Consider the following 17,659-nt stretch of genomic DNA (forward strand, 5'->3'; position numbering starts at 1 on the left):
CTTCGACTATGCGCCTGGCCCTGAACGCCGTCTCGTTCGCTTTCCAGCACCAGATACGACGTCCATGGCTGCGTTGCACGGTCTCGCCGTACTATTCGTACTGTCTTCGACCATGCGCCTGGCCCTGAACGCCGTCTCAGGCGCTGGTGTCGTCGGGAGGCGGGGCCGCCTTTGCGCCGGTATAATGCTTCGATGCAAAATATTACGACAGCAACGCCATTGAAGCGTATCGTCCTCGGCCTGCAGTACGACGGCACGGCCTGGCATGGATACCAGAAACAGGAAGACGGGCAAACGGTGCAGGACCAGCTGGAAAACGCGCTGGAACAGTTTGCCCGCGTGCGCCTGGCCACCACGTGCGCCGGCCGCACGGATACGGGCGTGCATGCGCTCGAGCAAGTCGTGCATTTCGATACGGAACTGAACCGCGACGTGCACTCGTGGGTACGCGGCGTCAACGCCTTCCTGCCGAAATCGATCGCCGTGCGCTGGGCCAAGGAACTTGACGGCGATCCGACGGTCAATGACTACTTCCACGCCCGTTTCAGCGCCCGCGCGCGCACCTATCATTATGTGTTGTACAACAACGCCACCCGTTCGCCGCTGGTGGAAGGGCGCGCCGGTTTCTTTTTCCGTCCGCTGGACGTGGAACTGATGCGACAAGCCGTGCAGCCGCTCTTGGGCTGGCACGATTTCACGGCGTTTCGCGCCGCGCAATGCCAGGCCAAGTCGCCCGTCAAGCTGATGCACGACATCCGCATCGAGCGGCGCGGCGATTGCGTGATTTTTACGATTACGGCCAATGCCTTCCTGCACCACATGGTGCGCAACCTGGTCGGTTCGCTCGTCTACATCGGCACGGGACGAGAAAAGCCCGACTGGCTCGCGCATTTGCTGGAAAGTAAGGATCGCCACGCGGCGGCGCCCACCTTCATGCCGGACGGCCTGTACCTGGCGCAGATCGATTACGATCCGAAATGGGAGTTGCCGCAAGACAGCAGCAGCGCCTTGCCCTGGTTTTGATCTGCATCAATAAAGGATTAACATGCCACGCACACGCATCAAGATCTGCGGTCTGACCCGCGTCGAAGACATTCACGCGGTCGTGGCGGCGGGTGCCGACGCCATCGGCTTCGTGTTTTATCCGAAAAGCCCCCGTTACGTGACGCCCGGGCAGGCAGCGGGCCTGATCGCGGCCATGCCGCCCTACGTGACGACGGTGGGCCTGTTCGTCAATGCCACGGTGGAAGAAGTGCGGGCCACCAGGGTCGTGGCGCCTTTATCTCTGCTGCAATTTCATGGCGACGAGACGCCTGAGCACAGCGCGGCGCTCGCCGGTGCCGTGAATACGCCGTTTACGCAAGTGTTCCGCGTCAAACCCGACACCCGCTTTGAAGATTTGCTAGAATACGAACAGCGCTATCGCGCCGCCAGCCCCTTGTTCTCGAGCCTCTTGCTCGATACCTATGTGGATGCCTACGGCGGTGCAGGAAAGGTATTCGATTGGTCCCTCATTCCAGAAGAACTCGCGCCTCGGGTCGTTTTAAGTGGTGGCTTGAGCGTACAAAACGCGACTGACGCAGTGGTGCGCGTGCGCCCTTACGCCGTCGACATCAGCAGTGGTGTCGAAGCGTCCAAGGGCATCAAGGACGCATCCCGAGTCCGCGCGTTCATCGCCGCGGTGCAGGATGCCGATGCCATCATTGCCAGAGGAAACCACCATGAATGACCATACCACAGCGCCCGGCGCAGCCGCCGCATTGTTCCACGCCACCGATTACCCGTTTCCCGACCTGCGCGGCCATTTCGGCCCCTACGGCGGCGCCTTCGTGGCCGAAACGCTCACGCACGCGCTGGCCGAGCTGAAGGACGCCTATGCGCGCTACAGCGCCGATCCGGAATTCCTCGAAGAATTCCGCTACGAGCTGAAACACTTCGTCGGCCGTCCCTCGCCCATCTACCACGCCAAGCGCTGGTCCGAGATGGCGGGCGGCGCGCAAATCTACTTCAAGCGCGAAGACTTGAACCACACGGGCGCGCACAAGATCAATAACGTGATCGGCCAGGCTCTGCTGGCAAAGCGCATGGGCAAGCCGCGCATCATCGCCGAGACGGGCGCCGGCCAGCATGGCGTGGCCACGGCCACCATCTGCGCCCGCTTCGGCCTCGAATGTGTGGTCTACATGGGCAGCGAAGACGTCAAGCGCCAGGCGCAGAACGTGTACCGCATGAAATTGCTGGGCGCGACCGTCGTGCCCGTCGAATCGGGTTCGAAGACACTCAAGGATGCGCTGAACGAAGCCATGCGCGATTGGGTCACCAACATTGAAAACACCTTTTATATCATCGGCACCGTGGCCGGCCCCCATCCTTACCCGATGATGGTGCGCGACTTCCAGTCCGTGATCGGCGAGGAATGTCTGGTGCAGATGCCGGAAATGACGGGCCGCCAGCCCGACTACGTGCTGGCCTGCATCGGCGGCGGCTCGAATGCCATGGGCATCTTTTACCCGTATATCGACCAGAAGGATGTAAAACTGATCGGCGTGGAAGCGGCCGGCGAAGGGCTGAACACGGGCAAGCATTCGGCCTCGCTGACGGCCGGCTTCCCGGGCGTGCTGCACGGCAACCGCACCTATCTGCTGCAGGATGAAAACGGCCAGATCATTGAGACGCATTCCGTCTCGGCCGGCCTCGACTATCCGGGCGTGGGTCCGGAACATGCGTGGCTGAAAGATTCCGGCCGCGCGCAATACGTGTCGATCACGGATGACGAGGCGCTGCAGGCCTTCCACGACTGCTGCCATATCGAAGGTATCATCCCGGCCCTGGAATCGTCGCACGCGCTGGCCTACGCGGCCAAGCTGGCGGCTACCTTGCCGAAAGACCAGATCGTGCTGGCCAACCTGTCGGGCCGTGGCGACAAGGACATGCATACCGTGGCGGAGCGCATGGGGCTCAATTTCAGTTAAGTAACTGACAACCCCAGTAACGCGTAGGTCGGATTAGCGCGCAAGCGCGTAATCCGACATCCTCCACCGATAAAGAAAGCTCACCATGTCCCGTATCGCCACCACCTTCGCCCAATTAAAATCCAACAACAAGACCGGCCTGGTCACCTTCATCACCGCCGGCGACCCCGGCCCTGACGCCACCGTGCCGCTGATGCACGCGCTCGTCGAGGGCGGCGCCGACATCCTGGAGCTGGGCGTGCCGTTTTCCGACCCCATGGCCGAAGGCCCCGTCATCCAGCGCGCCTGCGAACGAGCCTTGAAATTCAATGTCGGCATCCACGACGTGTTCGGCTACGTGCGCCAGTTCCGTGAAACGAACCAGACGACGCCCGTGGTGCTGATGGGGTACGCCAATCCCATCGAGCGCATCGGCAGCGCCGCGTTTATTGATGCAGCGCAAGCGGCCGGCGCCGATGGTGCCATCGTCGTCGACTATCCGCCGGAAGAGTGCGAGGAGTTCGGCGCCGCCATGCGCGCAGCGGGCCTCGACCTGATTTTCCTGCTGGCGCCCACTTCGACCGAAGAGCGCATCGCGCAAGTGGCCAAGGTTGGCGGCGGTTTCAGCTATTACGTGTCGCTCAAGGGCGTCACGGGCGCCGGCAACATTGATACGGAACAGGTGGCGGAACGCCTCGCGGCCATCCGCCAGCATGTAAAATTACCCATCGGCGTGGGCTTCGGCATCCGCGATGGCGCCACGGCCAAGGCCGTGGCCAAGGTGGCCGATGCCGTCGTGATCGGCAGCCGCATCATCCAGGAAATTGAAAATGCCCCGGCAGGGGGCGCCGTCGACGCCGTGCGCAGCTTTACGGCAGGCATCCGCGCCGCACTGGACGCCTGAGCAAGCTTGCCGTTTACGCAAGATGCGTTGGCGGCAAAGTTCGACAGCCCGGCGATAAACGGCTACACTTCGGCCACTGATTTGCCTGTTATTGTGCAATAGATAAAATTTTTGGTGGCGCCCCGCGGGGCGTCGCCGTTGACCGTCTGCCGGGGGCGTCCACCGACGCTACCCCTACAAGGGCCCAAGGAGAAAATATGAGTTGGTTGGAAAAACTGCTGCCACCGCGCATCCAGCGTTCTGATGCCGCCGCGCGCAAGACCATGCCGGAAGGCCTGTGGGTCAAGTGCCCGTCGTGCGAAGCCGTGCTGTACCGTACGGACCTGGAATCGAATTTGCACGTGTGCCCGAAATGCGACCATCACATGCGCATCCGCGCGCGTGAACGCCTCGACAGCCTGCTTGACGCGGGCGGCCGCTATGAAATTGGCCAGGAAATCCTGCCCGTCGATACCCTGAAGTTCAAAGACAGCAAGAAATACCCGGACCGCCTGAAGTCCGCCATGGAAGCGACGGGCGAGACGGATGCGATGGTCGTCATGGGCGGCGCCATCATGAGCCTGCCAGTAGTCGTGGCGTGCTTCGAATTCGAATTCATGGGCGGCTCCATGGGTTCCGTCGTGGGCGAGCGCTTCGTGCGCGGCGCGCAGATCGCGCTGGAGCAGAAAGTGCCGTTCATTTGCATCACCGCCACCGGTGGCGCGCGCATGCAGGAAGGCTTGCTGTCGCTGATGCAGATGGCGAAAACCACGGCGATGCTGACCAAGTTGTCGGAAAAGAAATTGCCATTCATCAGCGTGCTGACCGACCCGACCATGGGCGGCGTGTCCGCCTCGTTCGCCTTCATGGGCGACGTGGTCATTGCCGAACCGAAAGCGCTGATCGGCTTTGCCGGCCCGCGCGTGATTGAAAACACCGTGCGCGAAAAACTGCCGGAAGGCTTCCAGCGCGCCGAGTTCCTCGTCACCAAGGGCGCCGTCGACATGATCGTCGACCGCCGCAAGATGCGCGAAGAAATCGCCCGTCTGCTGGCCTTGTTGCAAAACCAGGCTGTTGAAGTGCTGGCTTAATTTACCGCTGGCGTCGGGTTACGGCCTTTGGCCTAACCCGACCTACATCGTCCTGCCTCGTTATATCTCTTCTGCGCCTTGCGCATCGCATCCTTCAAGAAGTCTCCCATGCAAAACCTCCCTACGTCATTGCCGGACTGGCTCGCCATGCTGGAAACCCGCCATTCGGAAACCCAGATCAACATGGGCCTGGACCGCGTGCAAGCCGTCAAGGCGCGCATGCAGCTCGCTTTTACTTGCCCCGTGATCATGGTGGCGGGCACGAATGGCAAGGGCTCCACCTGCGCCATGCTGGAATCCGTGCTGTTGCGTGCCGGCTACAAAGTGGGCTTGTACATCAAGCCGCATTTCCTCGATTTTAACGAGCGCGCGCGCGTGCTGGGCGAGATGGCCAGCGACGAGCAGCTCGTCGCCAGCTTCCAGACCGTCGAGGCCGTGCGCGGCGATACGCCGCTCACCTATTTCGAATTCACCACCTTGGCGATTTTGCATCTGCTGTCGCAAGCCAACCTGGACGTGGCCATCCTGGAAGTGGGCCTGGGCGGGCGCCTGGATGCCGTCAACGTGATCGACGCGGACGTGGCCATCGTCACCAGCGTCGATATCGACCACACGGATTATCTGGGCGACACGCGCGAAGCGATCGGCTTTGAAAAGGCGGGCATCTTCCGTCCGGGCAAGGCGGCCATCTGCAGCGACCCGTTGCCGCCGCAATCGTTGATCGACCATGCCGAGGCCATCGGCGCCGACCTGTGGCTGATGGGCCGCGATTTCAACTATTCGGGCGACAAGCAGCAGTGGAACTACGGCGGGCGCGAGCAGCGCCGCAATTCGCTGGCCTACCCGAGCTTGCGCGGCGCCAACCAGATCCTCAATGCGACGGCCGTGCTGGCCGCGCTGGAAGTGCTGAAGCTGAAACTGCCCGTGGGCGCGCAGGAAGTGCGCACGGGCCTCGTGACGGTGGAGCTGCCGGGCCGCTTCCAGGTCTTGCCTGGCCGCCCCAGCGTGATCCTCGACGTGGCGCACAACCCGCACGCGGCGTCGGCGCTGAACCAGAACCTTGGCAATATGGGTTTCCACCCGTACACCTATGCCGTATTCGGTTCCATGCACGACAAGGATATCGATGGCGTCCTCGCCGCGATGAGTGAACACGTCGACCACTGGTGCCTGACGGGCCTGCCTTCGCCGCGCGCGGCCACGGCTTCCGAGCTGGCCGCCAAGGTGCAGATCATGCTCGAAGATAAGCCCGACAGCAGCGAACATACTGTGTCTATTTTCGATGATCCGGCACAAGCTTTTGCAAATGCAATGAGCCGGGCCGGTGAGAATGATAGAATTGTGGTCTTTGGTTCTTTCCTCACCGTTGCAGGCGTGATGAAGGCCCGAAAATCCTCACTTCACTGAAACGCACTCGACTGAAAATCACGCATGGGCTTGTTCTCGAAACTGTTTAAAAACAAGCAAGAATCCTCTGGCGAAGACAGCGGCTTTTATGTCCCTGGCGAAGCACAGTCGCCGACCCGCAAGCGCGCCGCCAACACCTCCGGTGGTGGCGGATCGCGCCGTGGCGGCAAGGAAGCGCCGGACCCGGTCTTGCCTGAAAAAAAGCGCGCACGCCGCCGCTTGGTCGGGGCCGTCGCTTTGGCGCTGGGCGTCGCCGTCGGCTTGCCGATGCTGCTCGATTCGGAGCCGAAAGCACCGTTCAACGATATCGCCATCGACATTCCGTCGAAGGAAAAGGCTGCGCCTGCACCTGCGCCTGTGCCGGCCGTTCCGGTCCAGGCCGCATCGAATGGCCTGGACCAGTCCGAGGAAATCGTCGACGCGCCGCTGCCGCCTGCGGCCAAGCCTGCGCCCACACCGGCACCCGTGCTGGCCGCCGTGCAGCCTGCAACGGTCAAGCCGGCCTATGTGGAACCGAAACCTGAGCCCAAGCCTGAGCCCAAGCCGGTCAAGGTGGAACCGAAGCCGGAAGCGAAGCACGAACCCAAGCCTGAGCCGAAACACGAGCCCAAGCCTGAACCGAAGCATGAAGTAAAGCCCGAAGCCAAGCCTGAGGCCAAGCCTGCCAAGCCGGCGCAATCGGCCGACGATGCCGCGCGCGCGCTGGCGATCCTGGAAGGCAAGCCGCAAGACAAGCCGCAAGAAAAAGCGCAAGACAAGGCCCACGACGCCGGCAGCGGCAAGTTCGTGGTGCAGGTGGCGGCGCTGGCGACGCAGGACAAGGTCGATGAATTGCAGGACAAGCTGCGCGAAGCGGGCATCAAGTCGTACACGCAGAAAGTCTCCAGTCCGGCGGGCGAGCGCATCCGCGTGCGCGTGGGACCGTTCGGCAGCCGCGAAGACGCGGAAAAGACGCGCGCCAAGTTGCAAAAGCTGGGCCTGGGCGGCTCGCTGGTGCCGGCGTGATGTTGCAAGGCTGAATGCGCGTGACGATCTTCGATTACCTGGTGCTGTTCGTGCTGGTGACTTCCGTGCTGATCAGCATGATGCGCGGCCTGGTCAAGGAAATACTGTCCCTGGTCAGCTGGATCGTGGCGTTCGTCATTGCCAACGCCTATGGCGCCACCCTGGCGAAATTTCTGCCGGAAGCCGTGCCAGGCGAAGCGATCCGTTTATTGCTGGCTTTCGTGGTGCTGTTCATCGGCGTGCGCATTTTGATGGGATTGCTGTCCATGACGGTTGACGCGCTCGTCAAGGTGACAGGCCTGAGTCTGGCCGACCGCACCCTGGGCAGCCTGTTCGGCGTGGCGCGGGGCCTTGTGATCGTGCTGACCGCCGTCATCTTGTGTGGCATGACTTCCATACCGCAGCAGCCATTCTGGAAAAACGCGCTGCTCAGTCCGCTCGCGGAACAGGGCGCGCGCGCGATCAAGCCTTATCTGCCTGCCGCTTACGCGCAGCATGTGAAATTTTGAATTTTTTTAAAATCAGTAGCACAGTTTAGGAGCACACCATGTGTGGCATCGTCGGCGTCGTTTCCCATCAACCTGTCAATCAATTGCTCTATGATGCATTGTTGCTCCTGCAACATCGCGGTCAGGACGCGGCAGGGATTGCGACCAATCACAGCAGTATGTTTTCCATGCACAAGGCCAACGGCCTCGTGCGAGACGTCTTCCGCACGCGCAACATGCGTTCGCTGCAAGGCACGACGGGCATCGGCCATTGCCGCTACCCGACGGCCGGTTCGTCGAGCGAAGAGGAAGCACAGCCGTTCTATGTGAATGCGCCGTTCGGCATCACCCTGGCGCACAATGGCAACCTGACCAACTGGGAACAGTTGAAGCTGGAAATGTTCAAGAACGACCGCCGCCACATCAATACCGATTCCGATTCGGAAGTGCTGCTCAACGTGCTGGCGCATGAAATCCAGGAAGCGACGACGGGCCTGAACCTGGACCCGGAAGCCATCTTCAAGGCCGTGACCGTGCTGAACCGTCGCGTCAAGGGCGGCTATGCCGCCGTCGCGCAAATCGCCGGCGTCGGCTTGCTGGCCTTCCGCGACCCGCACGGCATCCGCCCGCTGTGCCTGGGCATCAATGAAACGGAGCAGGGTCCCGAATACCTGATCGCTTCCGAATCCGTGGCCCTGGAAGGCATGGGCTTCCGCTTCGTGCGCGACATCGGTCCCGGCGAAGCCGTCTTTATCGATGCCGACAAGAAATTGCACAGCGCCCAGTGCGCCGACAATGCCAGCCTGAACCCGTGCGTGTTCGAATTCGTCTACCTGGCCCGTCCCGACTCCGTCATCGACGGCGCCTCCGTGTACGCCACGCGCCTGAAAATGGGCGAATACCTGGCCGAGAAGATCCGCGCCGAATTGCCAGGCGTGCATATCGACGTGGTCATGCCGATTCCCGATTCCTCGCGTCCGGCCGCCATCCAGCTGGCCATGGCGCTGAACATCGAATACCGCGAAGGCTTCATCAAGAACCGCTACATCGGCCGTACCTTCATCATGCCGGGCCAGGCGGCGCGCAAGAAATCCGTGCGCCAGAAGCTCAACGCGATCCCGTCCGAATTCAAGGATAAAGTGGTCTTGCTCGTCGACGATTCCATCGTGCGCGGCACCACCAGCCGTGAAATCGTGCAGATGGCGCGTGAAGCGGGCGCGACGAAAGTCATCTTCGCCTCGGCCGCGCCGCCGGTCATCTATCCGAACGTGTACGGCATCGACATGCCGACACGCGACGAACTGATCGCCTATGGCCGCACGACGGAAGAAGTGTGCCGCGAAATCACGGCCGACTACCTGGTCTACCAGGATATCGGCGCGCTCAAGCAGGCGATCGCCGACGTCAACCCGGCCCTGACCAACTTCGAGGCCTCGTGCTTCGACGGCGTCTACGTGACGGGCGACGTGTCGCAGGAATACCTGGACCGCCTGGAATATGCGCGCCACCATCCGAAGGCGGCAGCGCCCGAAGATACGCCGCGTTCCCAGCTGAACCTGAACCTGGCAACGACAGAAGCGTAATTATCTTGCCCGGCTAGCGCCGGGCTTTTTTTGCTCCGCGATCATGAACGATAAAAAAAACTACGGCTTTACCACCACCATCCTGCATAACGACCGCCGCAAGGGCATCGAGCATGGTTCGCTGCACAAGCCCGTGCACACTTCCGTCGCGTTTGGTTATGCCGATGCGCGCCAGCTCGCTTCCGTATTCCAGGGCAAGGAACCCGGTTTCCGCTATGGCCGCCAGGGCAACCCGACCGTGTCCGCGCTGGAAGACAAGGTCAACAAGATGGAAGACGGCGTGGCGACCTTGTGCTTCGCCACCGGCATGGGCGCCATCGGCGCCGTGGTGCAGTCGCTGCTGCGCGCGGGCGACCATGTCGTCTCGTCGGCCTTTTTGTTTGGCAATACCAACAGCCTGTGGCAAACGGTGACGGGGCAGGGCATCGCCGTATCCTTCGTCGACGCCACCGAGGTGGCCAACGTGGCGGCCGCCATCACGCCTGCCACGCGCATCGTGTTCGTGGAAACCATCGCCAATCCGCGCACGCAGATCGCCGACCTGAAAAAAATCGGTGACCTGTGCCGCGAAAAGGGCATCTTGTACATCGTCGACAACACGATGACGACGCCGTATTTGTTCCGCCCGAAAGCCGTGGGCGCGGGCCTCGTGGTCAATGCCTTGACGAAATCCATCGGCGGTCACGGCAATGCGCTGGGCGGCAGCTTGACGGACACGGGCGTGTTCGACTGGACGCAGTATCCGAATATTTTCGAGAATTACAAGAAGGCGGCGCCCGCGCAGTGGGGCATCGCGCAAATCCGCGCCAAGGCCTTGCGCGACTTCGGCGCGTCCCTGGGGCCGGAAGCGGCGCACCATATCGCCGTCGGCGCGGAAACCATGGCCTTGCGCATGGACCGCACCTGCTCGAACGCTTTGGCGCTGGCCGCCATGCTCGCCGCCGACCCGCGCGTGGCGGCCGTGCATTACCCGGGCCTGGCGTCGCACCCGCAGCACGCCTTGGCGAGCGACCTGTTCCGCAGCTACGGTTCCTTGTTCAGCTTTGAGCTGAAGGATGGCATCGATTGCTTCGATTTCCTCAATCGCTTGAACCTGGCTATTCCCGCGAGCAACCTCGGCGACACGCGCACCCTGGTCATTCCCGTCGCCCACACGATCTTCTACGAGATGGGCGCCGAACGGCGCGCCAGCATGGGCATCGCCGAATCGCTGATCCGCGTCTCCGTCGGTATCGAGGATGAGGTGGATCTGCGAGAGGATTTCCGCCAGGCACTCGATGTATAAGTCGCCGGACAAATGAAAGGGCCGCAACAGTCATGCTGTTGCGGCCCTTTGTTTTTCGCCGTTCAATGGTAATGTCTTCGTGCCTTCAGAAACCGTAGCGAGCAAGTCCAATATCGGGTTGAGTAGCGGAGCTGTACATTGGTACAGCGAGCAACGGATGCCCGAGAGTGGGCTGCTCAGTAGGTTTATGAGGGCGCGCTCAATCAGTGCCAGCTGCGCATCAAGCCGACTGCTAAGCCTTCCAGGGCGAATTCATCTTCCGGCGACACGGTGATGACCTTGAAGTCTGGGTTTTCCGGCAGCAATTCGATGACGGAACCCGTCTTCTTGTAGCGCTTGACGGTGACTTCGTCGCCGATGCGGGCCACGACGATCTGGCCATTCTTGGCGCTGTCGACCTTTTTGACGGCCAGTAAATCGCCATCCATGATGCCGGCGTCGCGCATGGACCAGCCGCGCACCTTCAGCAGGAAGTCGGGCTTGGCCGAGAACAGGGCCGGGTCCACGTTGTAGCTCGCTTCCAGGTTTTCCTGGGCCAGGATGGGCGAGCCGGCGGCCACCCTGCCGATCAGGGGCAGCGACATCAGCAGCGCCGCCGGCACTTTCGATGGCGGCGCTTCAGCTGCCGCGCCGATCAGGCGGATGCCGCGTGAGGTGCCGGGCGAAATCTCGATCGCGCCCTTGCGGGCCAGGGCCTGCAAATGCTCCTCCGCCGCATTGGCCGATTTGAAACCCAGTTCATTGGCAATTTCGGCACGGGTGGGAGGGAAGCCCGTGTTTTCAATCGCGTCCTTGATCAGGTTCAGGATTTGTTCTTGTCGTGCTGTCAGCTTGATCATGAGCGGTGGGTGCATACTAAAATGCTGTCTATATGAACAGTCTGTATTTTTGTACAGTATCGCCCACTATGCAAGGGGATTTCCGTGTTTTCGGCGAATTTCGCAAGAAATACTTGTTCCCGGTCGAAAAGCACGGTGGCGCGCGGGCTTTTCGGGCGCTGGCGCAAGCAATGATTGAAACGTTTGCAAAAGGCGGTTATAATCTTCGGCTGACCTTCCCACACCCGTCTTGACGCCGGGGTGGGCGATTATCAATCCGACCTGAAGGAGTTTGCATGCGTCATTATGAAATAGTCTTTATCGTCCATCCGGACCAAAGCGAGCAAGTGCCCGCGATGATCGAACGCTACAAAGCCAGCGTAACCACCCGCGGCGGTTCGGTTCACCGCGTGGAAGATTGGGGCCGCCGTCAAATGGCTTACTCGATCCAAAAGCTGCCTAAAGCACACTACATCTGCCTGAACATCGAATGCGACAACGAGACCCTGGTCGAGTTGGAAACAGCATTCAAATTCAATGATGCCGTGTTGCGTCACCTGACCGTTAAAATGAAGAAAGCTGAAACAGCTCCTTCGCCGATGATGAAATCGGTACAACGCGAAGACGCGGCCAAAAGCCACCGCACCGAAGCACCAGCAGCCGCTCCAGCCGCAGCAGCAGCTTAATTTTTGACCAGGATCGTGCGCTGAACCAGCTACAAGTCACCGCCATCATTGCCGAGCGCGAAATATTGCGCTATACCCCGGCAGGGCTACCGATTGTGAATGCAGTATTGCAACACAGTTCGCAGCAGATGGAAGCAGGGATTGCCCGTTTGACCGAGTTTGATGTTGCCGCGCTAGCCGCTGGCGAAATTTCAGGCCGGTTCAATCAGGCAAGCTTGGGCGGGGTGTATCAGTTCACGGGTTTCCTGGCCAGGAAGAGCCGCAACAGCAAGAGTTTGGTGTTTCACATCATTGATTTTAGTGCAGTCAATTCTGACTAGCGCATTTTAGATACAGGAGCCTGACATGGCATTCGGTAAAAAGTTCGACAAAAATAAGCTCAAGCTTAAAGAAAAACGCAAACAGCAAAACCCTTTGTTCAAACGTAAGAAGTTCTGCCGCTTCACGGCAGCTCACGTTGAGCAAGTCGACTACAAAGACGTCGACACGCTGAAAGACTTCGTCCAGGAAAACGGCAAGATCATGCCAGCACGCCTGACCGGTACCAAAGCGCACTACCAGCGCCAAGTCGACACCGCAATCAAGCGCGCTCGCTTCCTCGCGCTGCTGCCATACACCGATCTGCACCACGCTTAATCGGTCAGATATTCCTGGAGAAGAACTATGCAAATCATTCTGTTAGAAAAAGTTGTAAACGTCGGTAACCTCGGCGAAGTCGTCAAAGTCAAAGACGGTTACGCACGTAACTTCCTGATCCCGCAACGCCTGGCACGTCGTGCTACGGCAACCGCTGTGGCTGAATTCGAAGTCAAGCGCGCCGAACTGGAAAAAGCTGCTGCCGCCAAACTGGCCGCATCGCAAGCCCAGGGCGAAAAACTGAGCGGCCTGACCGTTCAAGTTGCTCAAAAAGCTGGCGTCGATGGCCGTCTGTTCGGTTCCGTCACCAACTTCGACATCGCTGAAGCGCTGACCAAGCAAGGTTTTGCTGTTGAAAAAGCACAAATCCGCATGCCTACCGGCCCGCTGAAGATCGTTGGCGAGCACAACGTTTCGGTTGCTCTGCACACCGACGTGGTCGTGGAAGTTGTTATCGCTGTCGTTCCAGACGCGAACGCGTAATCGTCTGCGGGCCTGGCCCGCAAGCGCTGCCGCACTATGAAAAGCCGGGTTCGCCCGGCTTTTTTGTGGCCTTTTTTTCGCTCATTTTCAGCCCTTTATTTTTGCCGGCACGCCGAAGCGGGTATAATTCGCGCCATGAACGCCCCCTCTGATCCGCAACTGGATTCCCTCCGTATTCCGCCGCATTCGATCGAAGCAGAACAATCCGTTATCGGTGGTCTGCTGCGCGACAATGCCGCCTATGACCGCATCGCCGACTTCATGCATGCGGAGGATTTCTATCGCTATGACCATCGCATCATCTTCGAGCAAATCGTCAAGATGGTTAACGCTTCCAAGCCAGCCGATGTCATTACTGTTTTTGAAACCCTGACCCAGCTCGGCAAGGCCGATGACGTGGGCGGACTCGCTTACCTGAACGCCATGGCGCAAAACACGCCATCGGCCGCGAACATCCGGCGCTATGCCGAGATCGTGCGCGACCGCGGCGTGCTGCGCAAACTTATCACCGTCGCCGACGATATCTCCGGCACGGCCTTCAGCCCGCAAGGCAAGGAAGTCAAGCAGATGCTTGACGAGGCCGAGTCGAAGATTTTCGCCATCGCCGAAGAAGGCGCGCGCGGCGCCCAGGGCTGGACCGCCATCCAGCCACTGCTGACGCAGGTGGTCGAGCGCATCGACGAACTGTACAGCCGCGACAACCAGAGTGAAATCACGGGCGTGCCCACCGGTTTCATCGACCTCGACCGCATGACCTCGGGTCTGCAGCCGGGCGACCTGGTGATCGTGGCGGGCCGTCCGTCGATGGGCAAGACGGCGTTTTCCGTCAACATCGGCGAAAACGTGGCCATCGACAGCGGCTTGCCCGTGGCCGTGTTCTCGATGGAGATGGGCGGCGCCCAGCTGGCCATGCGTATGCTCGGCTCCGTCGGACAGCTGGACCAGCACCGCCTGCGCACGGGCCGCCTGAACGACGAAGACTGGCCGCGCCTGACGAATGCAATCCAGAAGATGAACGACGCGCAGTTGTACATCGATGAAACGCCGGCGCTCAATTCCATCGAATTGCGCGCCCGCTCGCGCCGTTTGTCGCGCCAGTGCGGCAAGCTGGGCCTGATCATCGTCGATTACTTGCAACTGATGTCGGCCAATACGCCGGGCGACAACCGCGCCACGGAGATTTCCGAGATTTCACGGGGCTTGAAAGGCCTGGCGAAAGAACTCGGTTGCCCCGTGATCGCGCTGTCCCAGTTGAACCGCTCGCTGGAACAACGCCCGAACAAGCGTCCCGTGATGTCCGACTTGCGCGAATCGGGCGCTATTGAGCAGGATGCCGACGTGATCCTGTTCATTTACCGCGACGAGGTGTATAACCCCGACTCGCCAGACAAGGGGACGGCCGAAATCATCATCGGCAAACAACGTAACGGTCCAATCGGCAGCATCCGCCTCACCTTCATGGGGCAGTACACCAAATTTGGCAATTACAGTGGTGGCCTGGCGCTTTACCAAGGCGACTAAGACTCAGCAGCACTGATATTCCATTGGCCGCCCCCTCATACGGGGCGGCTTTCTGTAGTAAATAACACGACTCAATGCTTAACGGAGAATGACATGTTTGGACGCTTGATGCCCACTGAGGGCAAGTTTTTTGAATTGTTTAACCAGCACGCGGAATTGTGCGTCAAGGGCGCGAAAGAGATGCTCGGCCTGATGACCAATTTCGACGACCTGGAAAACCGCGTGCATGCGATCGAAAGCATCGAGAAACAGGCGGACAAAGTCACCTACGCCACCGTGGAAATGCTGCACAAGACCTTCATCACGCCGATCGACCGCGATGACATCCATCAGCTGATTACGCGCCAGGACGATATCCTCGACCTGCTGGAAGACGCGGCGCAGACCGTCTCGCTGTACGACTTGAAAGCCGTCACGCCGGAAGCCAAGCGCCTGGCCGAACTGGTGCTGGCCTGTACCGAAAAAGTGCGCGATGCCGTCGCCATGCTGCACAATATGGACAACTCGCGCAAGATCGTCGCCATCTGCGAAGAGATCGACCGCCTGGAATCGGACGCCGACCACGTGATGCGCGCCGCCATGTCCAAGCTGTTCCGCGACGAGCCGGACGTGCGCAACCTGATCAAGCTGAAAGCGATCTACGAAATTCTGGAAACCGTGACCGACCGTTGCGAAGATGTGTCCAATATTATCGAAGGCATCATCGTCGAAAACGCGTAAGCGTTGGGCCTGTCCTGAACCAGAATCAGAAAAGAAACTATAATGACCATACAAATCAGCATCTACGTGCTAGGCCTGTTGATCGTCCTCGCGCTGCTGTTTGACTTCATGAACGGCTTCCACGATGCCGCCAACGCGATTGCCACGGTGGTCTCGACGGGCGTATTGAAACCGCAGACCGCGGTTGCCATGGCCGCCACGTTCAACTTCGTCGCCATCTTCGTGTTCCACCAGCTGACCGTGGCCGCCACGGTGGGCAAGGGCACCATCGACCCGGCCGTGATCGACCAGTACGTGATCTTCGGCGCGCTGATGGGCGCCATCTTCTGGAATTTGTTTACCTGGTACTACGGCATTCCCTCGTCGTCCTCGCACGCCCTGATCGGCGGCCTGGTGGGCGCGGCCGTCGCCAAGTCCGGCACGGGCGCGCTGGTCGCGGCCGGCCTGTGGAAAACCGTGGCCTTCATCGTCATCGCCCCCGTGCTGGGCTTCGTGTTCGGCTCCATCATGATGCTGATCGTGTCGTGGATCTTCGTGCGTTCGACGCCGCGCAAGGTCGACAAGTGGTTCCGCCGTTTGCAACTGGCATCGGCCGCGGCCTACAGCCTGGGCCACGGCGGCAACGATGCGCAAAAAACCATCGGCATCATCTGGATGCTGCTGATTGCCGCCGGCTATTCCAGCGCGGCCGATGCCATGCCGCCGATGTGGGTCATCATCTCGTGCTACACGGCCATCAGCTTCGGCACCCTGTTCGGCGGCTGGCGCATCGTCAAGACCATGGGCCAGAAGATCACCAAGTTGAAACCCGTCGGCGGCTTCTGCGCCGAAACGGGCGGCGCCATCACCCTGTTCGTCTCGACGGCGCTGGGTATTCCCGTGTCGACCACGCACACGATCACGGGCGCCATCGTCGGCGTCGGCTCGGCGCAAAAAATGTCGGCCGTGCGCTGGGGCGTGGCGGGCAATATCGTCTGGGCCTGGATCTTCACGATTCCCGCTTCCGCGTTCGTGGCGGCAGTGGCCTGGTGGATTGGCCACCACATCATGTAAGGCGGCCTTGGGCCAACTGGGCGCATGTATAAAAAAGGAACCGTAAGGTTCCTTTTTTTATGCGCCGGCCAGTTCCACCGTCAGCCCCTCGCTGGCGAGGAACACCTGCAGGCCGGCCAGGCGGCTCGCATAGCGGCCCATCACGTCGGCAAACACGGCTTCGAGCTGCTCGTCGCTGCGGGTCGGTTCGTGGTGGGTGCAGTACAGGTGCCGCGCGCCGCAGCGCAGGGCCAGGTCGAAGGCGGCGTCGAAGGTGCCGTGGCCCCAGCCCTGCTTGCCCGGGTATTCCTCGCGCGTGTACGAGCAATCCATGATCAGCGCATCGACGCCGGCGACCAGTGCATCAATGCCGGCCTGGCGCTGCGCATTGCGCGCCGCGCAGGCCGCATGCTCGGCGTGGCCGGGCGGATACAGGTTGTAGAACGGTTCATGGTCGCCGCTGAAAAACAGCGAGGCGCCGCCGCAGTCGATGCGGTAGCCGAGGTTGACCACCGGATGGTTCATTTCCGCGCCGCGCACGCGCGCGCCGCCCACGTCGACGGCTTCGCCGGGCGCCAGGGTGCGGTACTCGATGCAGGCCGCCATGGCCGCTTCGCTGACGGGAAAATAACTGCCCTGCAGCTGCACCGCCATCACGTGCTCGATGCCGCGCCCGCTGTTGCCGTCCAGGGCGCCATGCAAGCGCATGCGGTTGCCGGCCACGAACAGGGGCGAGAACATGGGCAAGCCGTGGATGTGGTCCCAGTGGCTGTGCGTGATGAAGACGTGCGCGTCGACGGGCTGGCCCGGCGGCAGTTGCTGCGCCAGCGCGAAGATGCCGCTGCCGGCATCGAGAATGATCAGGCTGTCGTTGTCCGTGCGCACTTCGATGCACGTGGTGTTGCCGCCATAGCGCGCCGTGCGCGGACCGGGGGAGGGGATGGAGCCGCGCACGCCCCTGAACGTGAATTTCATTCAGTACCTTGTTACAGTGTAATTATTGTTGATTCTATTCTAATTAATGAGATTGGCGGCAACATTTATGCGTGTTGCGATACGGAAAGTAATTT

The 17,659-nt window shown here is 60.7% G+C and carries 20 protein-coding genes; 18 read left to right on the top strand and 2 right to left on the bottom strand.

From position 1 onward, the window contains the following. The first annotated feature begins 192 nt into the window (after positions 1-192). The 10 genes from truA (at position 193) to CSQ95_RS14805 (ending at position 10,693) form a co-directional block, all read left to right on the top strand. Positions 193-1,023, top strand: a complete 831-nt coding sequence (truA, locus tag CSQ95_RS14760; RefSeq protein WP_180279059.1) for a tRNA pseudouridine(38-40) synthase TruA — start codon at positions 193-195, stop codon at positions 1,021-1,023. Positions 1,024-1,045: 22 nt separating this feature from the next. Next, the gene (locus CSQ95_RS14765) at positions 1,046-1,729 is read left to right on the top strand and encodes a phosphoribosylanthranilate isomerase (protein ID WP_099410049.1); all 684 of its coding nucleotides are present in this window, start codon (positions 1,046-1,048) and stop codon (positions 1,727-1,729) included. After that, a complete protein-coding gene (gene trpB, locus CSQ95_RS14770; protein WP_099410050.1) occupies positions 1,722-2,972 on the top strand; it encodes a tryptophan synthase subunit beta in 1,251 nt (416 codons plus the stop codon). Before CSQ95_RS14765 ends, trpB begins: the two co-directional genes overlap by 8 nt. A gap of 85 nt (positions 2,973-3,057) precedes the next feature. Continuing rightward, positions 3,058-3,855, top strand: coding sequence for a tryptophan synthase subunit alpha (gene trpA, locus CSQ95_RS14775; RefSeq protein ID WP_099410051.1), 798 nt, complete (start codon positions 3,058-3,060; stop codon positions 3,853-3,855). A 197-nt stretch (positions 3,856-4,052) separates the two neighbouring features. Continuing rightward, on the top strand, positions 4,053-4,925 hold the full coding sequence (accD, locus tag CSQ95_RS14780) for an acetyl-CoA carboxylase, carboxyltransferase subunit beta (RefSeq protein ID WP_010400390.1): 873 nt from the start codon (positions 4,053-4,055) through the stop codon (positions 4,923-4,925). Between the two features lie 108 nt (positions 4,926-5,033). Beyond that, a complete protein-coding gene (folC, locus tag CSQ95_RS14785) occupies positions 5,034-6,332 on the top strand; it encodes a bifunctional tetrahydrofolate synthase/dihydrofolate synthase (RefSeq protein WP_099410052.1) in 1,299 nt (432 codons plus the stop codon). A 24-nt stretch (positions 6,333-6,356) separates the two neighbouring features. Then, a complete protein-coding gene (locus tag CSQ95_RS14790; protein ID WP_099410053.1) occupies positions 6,357-7,337 on the top strand; it encodes an SPOR domain-containing protein in 981 nt (326 codons plus the stop codon). 20 nt (positions 7,338-7,357) lie between these two features. After that, positions 7,358-7,846: a CvpA family protein gene (locus CSQ95_RS14795; RefSeq protein WP_070221159.1), complete on the top strand. Its 489-nt coding sequence runs from the start codon at positions 7,358-7,360 to the stop codon at positions 7,844-7,846. Positions 7,847-7,884: 38 nt separating this feature from the next. After that, positions 7,885-9,408 carry an amidophosphoribosyltransferase gene (purF, locus tag CSQ95_RS14800; protein ID WP_034750508.1) on the top strand — a complete coding sequence of 508 codons (1,524 nt, stop codon included), beginning with the start codon at positions 7,885-7,887 and terminating at the stop codon, positions 9,406-9,408. Between the two features lie 43 nt (positions 9,409-9,451). After that, entirely contained in the window at positions 9,452-10,693 is a 1,242-nt protein-coding gene (locus tag CSQ95_RS14805; protein ID WP_099410054.1) for a cystathionine gamma-synthase family protein, read from the top strand. 203 nt (positions 10,694-10,896) lie between these two features. Here the strand turns inward: CSQ95_RS14805 and lexA are convergent, their stop codons facing one another. Next, positions 10,897-11,532 carry a transcriptional repressor LexA gene (gene lexA / locus CSQ95_RS14810; RefSeq protein WP_034750502.1) on the bottom strand — a complete coding sequence of 212 codons (636 nt, stop codon included), beginning with the start codon at positions 11,530-11,532 and terminating at the stop codon, positions 10,897-10,899. 32 nt (positions 11,533-11,564) lie between these two features. Here lexA and CSQ95_RS29140 point away from each other — a divergent pair, with 32 nt between their 5' ends. The 8 genes from CSQ95_RS29140 (at position 11,565) to CSQ95_RS14845 (ending at position 16,610) form a co-directional block, all read left to right on the top strand. Further along, on the top strand, positions 11,565-11,765 hold the full coding sequence (locus CSQ95_RS29140; protein ID WP_143449978.1) for a hypothetical protein: 201 nt from the start codon (positions 11,565-11,567) through the stop codon (positions 11,763-11,765). A 42-nt stretch (positions 11,766-11,807) separates the two neighbouring features. Further along, positions 11,808-12,197 carry a 30S ribosomal protein S6 gene (gene rpsF / locus CSQ95_RS14815; RefSeq protein WP_034750499.1) on the top strand — a complete coding sequence of 130 codons (390 nt, stop codon included), beginning with the start codon at positions 11,808-11,810 and terminating at the stop codon, positions 12,195-12,197. Between the two features lie 20 nt (positions 12,198-12,217). After that, on the top strand, positions 12,218-12,517 hold the full coding sequence (priB, locus tag CSQ95_RS14820) for a primosomal replication protein N (RefSeq protein WP_099410055.1): 300 nt from the start codon (positions 12,218-12,220) through the stop codon (positions 12,515-12,517). Positions 12,518-12,542: 25 nt separating this feature from the next. Next, positions 12,543-12,833: a 30S ribosomal protein S18 gene (rpsR, locus tag CSQ95_RS14825; protein WP_010400024.1), complete on the top strand. Its 291-nt coding sequence runs from the start codon at positions 12,543-12,545 to the stop codon at positions 12,831-12,833. A gap of 27 nt (positions 12,834-12,860) precedes the next feature. Continuing rightward, positions 12,861-13,316 carry a 50S ribosomal protein L9 gene (rplI, locus tag CSQ95_RS14830; RefSeq protein ID WP_034783456.1) on the top strand — a complete coding sequence of 152 codons (456 nt, stop codon included), beginning with the start codon at positions 12,861-12,863 and terminating at the stop codon, positions 13,314-13,316. A 135-nt stretch (positions 13,317-13,451) separates the two neighbouring features. Continuing rightward, positions 13,452-14,837, top strand: coding sequence for a replicative DNA helicase (locus CSQ95_RS14835; protein WP_034750488.1), 1,386 nt, complete (start codon positions 13,452-13,454; stop codon positions 14,835-14,837). A 93-nt stretch (positions 14,838-14,930) separates the two neighbouring features. Then, the gene (locus CSQ95_RS14840) at positions 14,931-15,557 is read left to right on the top strand and encodes a DUF47 domain-containing protein (RefSeq protein ID WP_010400015.1); all 627 of its coding nucleotides are present in this window, start codon (positions 14,931-14,933) and stop codon (positions 15,555-15,557) included. Positions 15,558-15,596: 39 nt separating this feature from the next. Further along, the gene (locus tag CSQ95_RS14845) at positions 15,597-16,610 is read left to right on the top strand and encodes an inorganic phosphate transporter (RefSeq protein ID WP_099410056.1); all 1,014 of its coding nucleotides are present in this window, start codon (positions 15,597-15,599) and stop codon (positions 16,608-16,610) included. Between the two features lie 57 nt (positions 16,611-16,667). On the opposite strand, the gene CSQ95_RS14850 is transcribed toward CSQ95_RS14845, so the two are convergent. Beyond that, positions 16,668-17,564 carry an MBL fold metallo-hydrolase gene (locus tag CSQ95_RS14850; protein WP_099410057.1) on the bottom strand — a complete coding sequence of 299 codons (897 nt, stop codon included), beginning with the start codon at positions 17,562-17,564 and terminating at the stop codon, positions 16,668-16,670. Positions 17,565-17,659: the final 95 nt, after the last annotated feature.

Origin of the sequence: Janthinobacterium sp. BJB304 (assembly GCF_002735765.1) — a bacterium.
GTDB lineage: Bacteria > Pseudomonadota > Gammaproteobacteria > Burkholderiales > Burkholderiaceae_D > Janthinobacterium.

Coding starts and splice junctions, on each gene's coding strand:
- truA (WP_180279059.1), top strand. CDS start 193: ATGCAAAATATTACGACAGCAACGCCATTGAAGCGTATCGTCCTCGGC.
- CSQ95_RS14765 (WP_099410049.1), top strand. CDS start 1,046: ATGCCACGCACACGCATCAAGATCTGCGGTCTGACCCGCGTCGAAGAC.
- trpB (WP_099410050.1), top strand. CDS start 1,722: ATGAATGACCATACCACAGCGCCCGGCGCAGCCGCCGCATTGTTCCAC.
- trpA (WP_099410051.1), top strand. CDS start 3,058: ATGTCCCGTATCGCCACCACCTTCGCCCAATTAAAATCCAACAACAAG.
- accD (WP_010400390.1), top strand. CDS start 4,053: ATGAGTTGGTTGGAAAAACTGCTGCCACCGCGCATCCAGCGTTCTGAT.
- folC (WP_099410052.1), top strand. CDS start 5,034: ATGCAAAACCTCCCTACGTCATTGCCGGACTGGCTCGCCATGCTGGAA.
- CSQ95_RS14790 (WP_099410053.1), top strand. CDS start 6,357: ATGGGCTTGTTCTCGAAACTGTTTAAAAACAAGCAAGAATCCTCTGGC.
- purF (WP_034750508.1), top strand. CDS start 7,885: ATGTGTGGCATCGTCGGCGTCGTTTCCCATCAACCTGTCAATCAATTG.
- CSQ95_RS14805 (WP_099410054.1), top strand. CDS start 9,452: ATGAACGATAAAAAAAACTACGGCTTTACCACCACCATCCTGCATAAC.
- lexA (WP_034750502.1), bottom strand. CDS start 11,532: ATGATCAAGCTGACAGCACGACAAGAACAAATCCTGAACCTGATCAAG.
- CSQ95_RS29140 (WP_143449978.1), top strand. CDS start 11,565: ATGAACAGTCTGTATTTTTGTACAGTATCGCCCACTATGCAAGGGGAT.
- rpsF (WP_034750499.1), top strand. CDS start 11,808: ATGCGTCATTATGAAATAGTCTTTATCGTCCATCCGGACCAAAGCGAG.
- rpsR (WP_010400024.1), top strand. CDS start 12,543: ATGGCATTCGGTAAAAAGTTCGACAAAAATAAGCTCAAGCTTAAAGAA.
- rplI (WP_034783456.1), top strand. CDS start 12,861: ATGCAAATCATTCTGTTAGAAAAAGTTGTAAACGTCGGTAACCTCGGC.
- CSQ95_RS14835 (WP_034750488.1), top strand. CDS start 13,452: ATGAACGCCCCCTCTGATCCGCAACTGGATTCCCTCCGTATTCCGCCG.
- CSQ95_RS14840 (WP_010400015.1), top strand. CDS start 14,931: ATGTTTGGACGCTTGATGCCCACTGAGGGCAAGTTTTTTGAATTGTTT.
- CSQ95_RS14850 (WP_099410057.1), bottom strand. CDS start 17,564: ATGAAATTCACGTTCAGGGGCGTGCGCGGCTCCATCCCCTCCCCCGGT.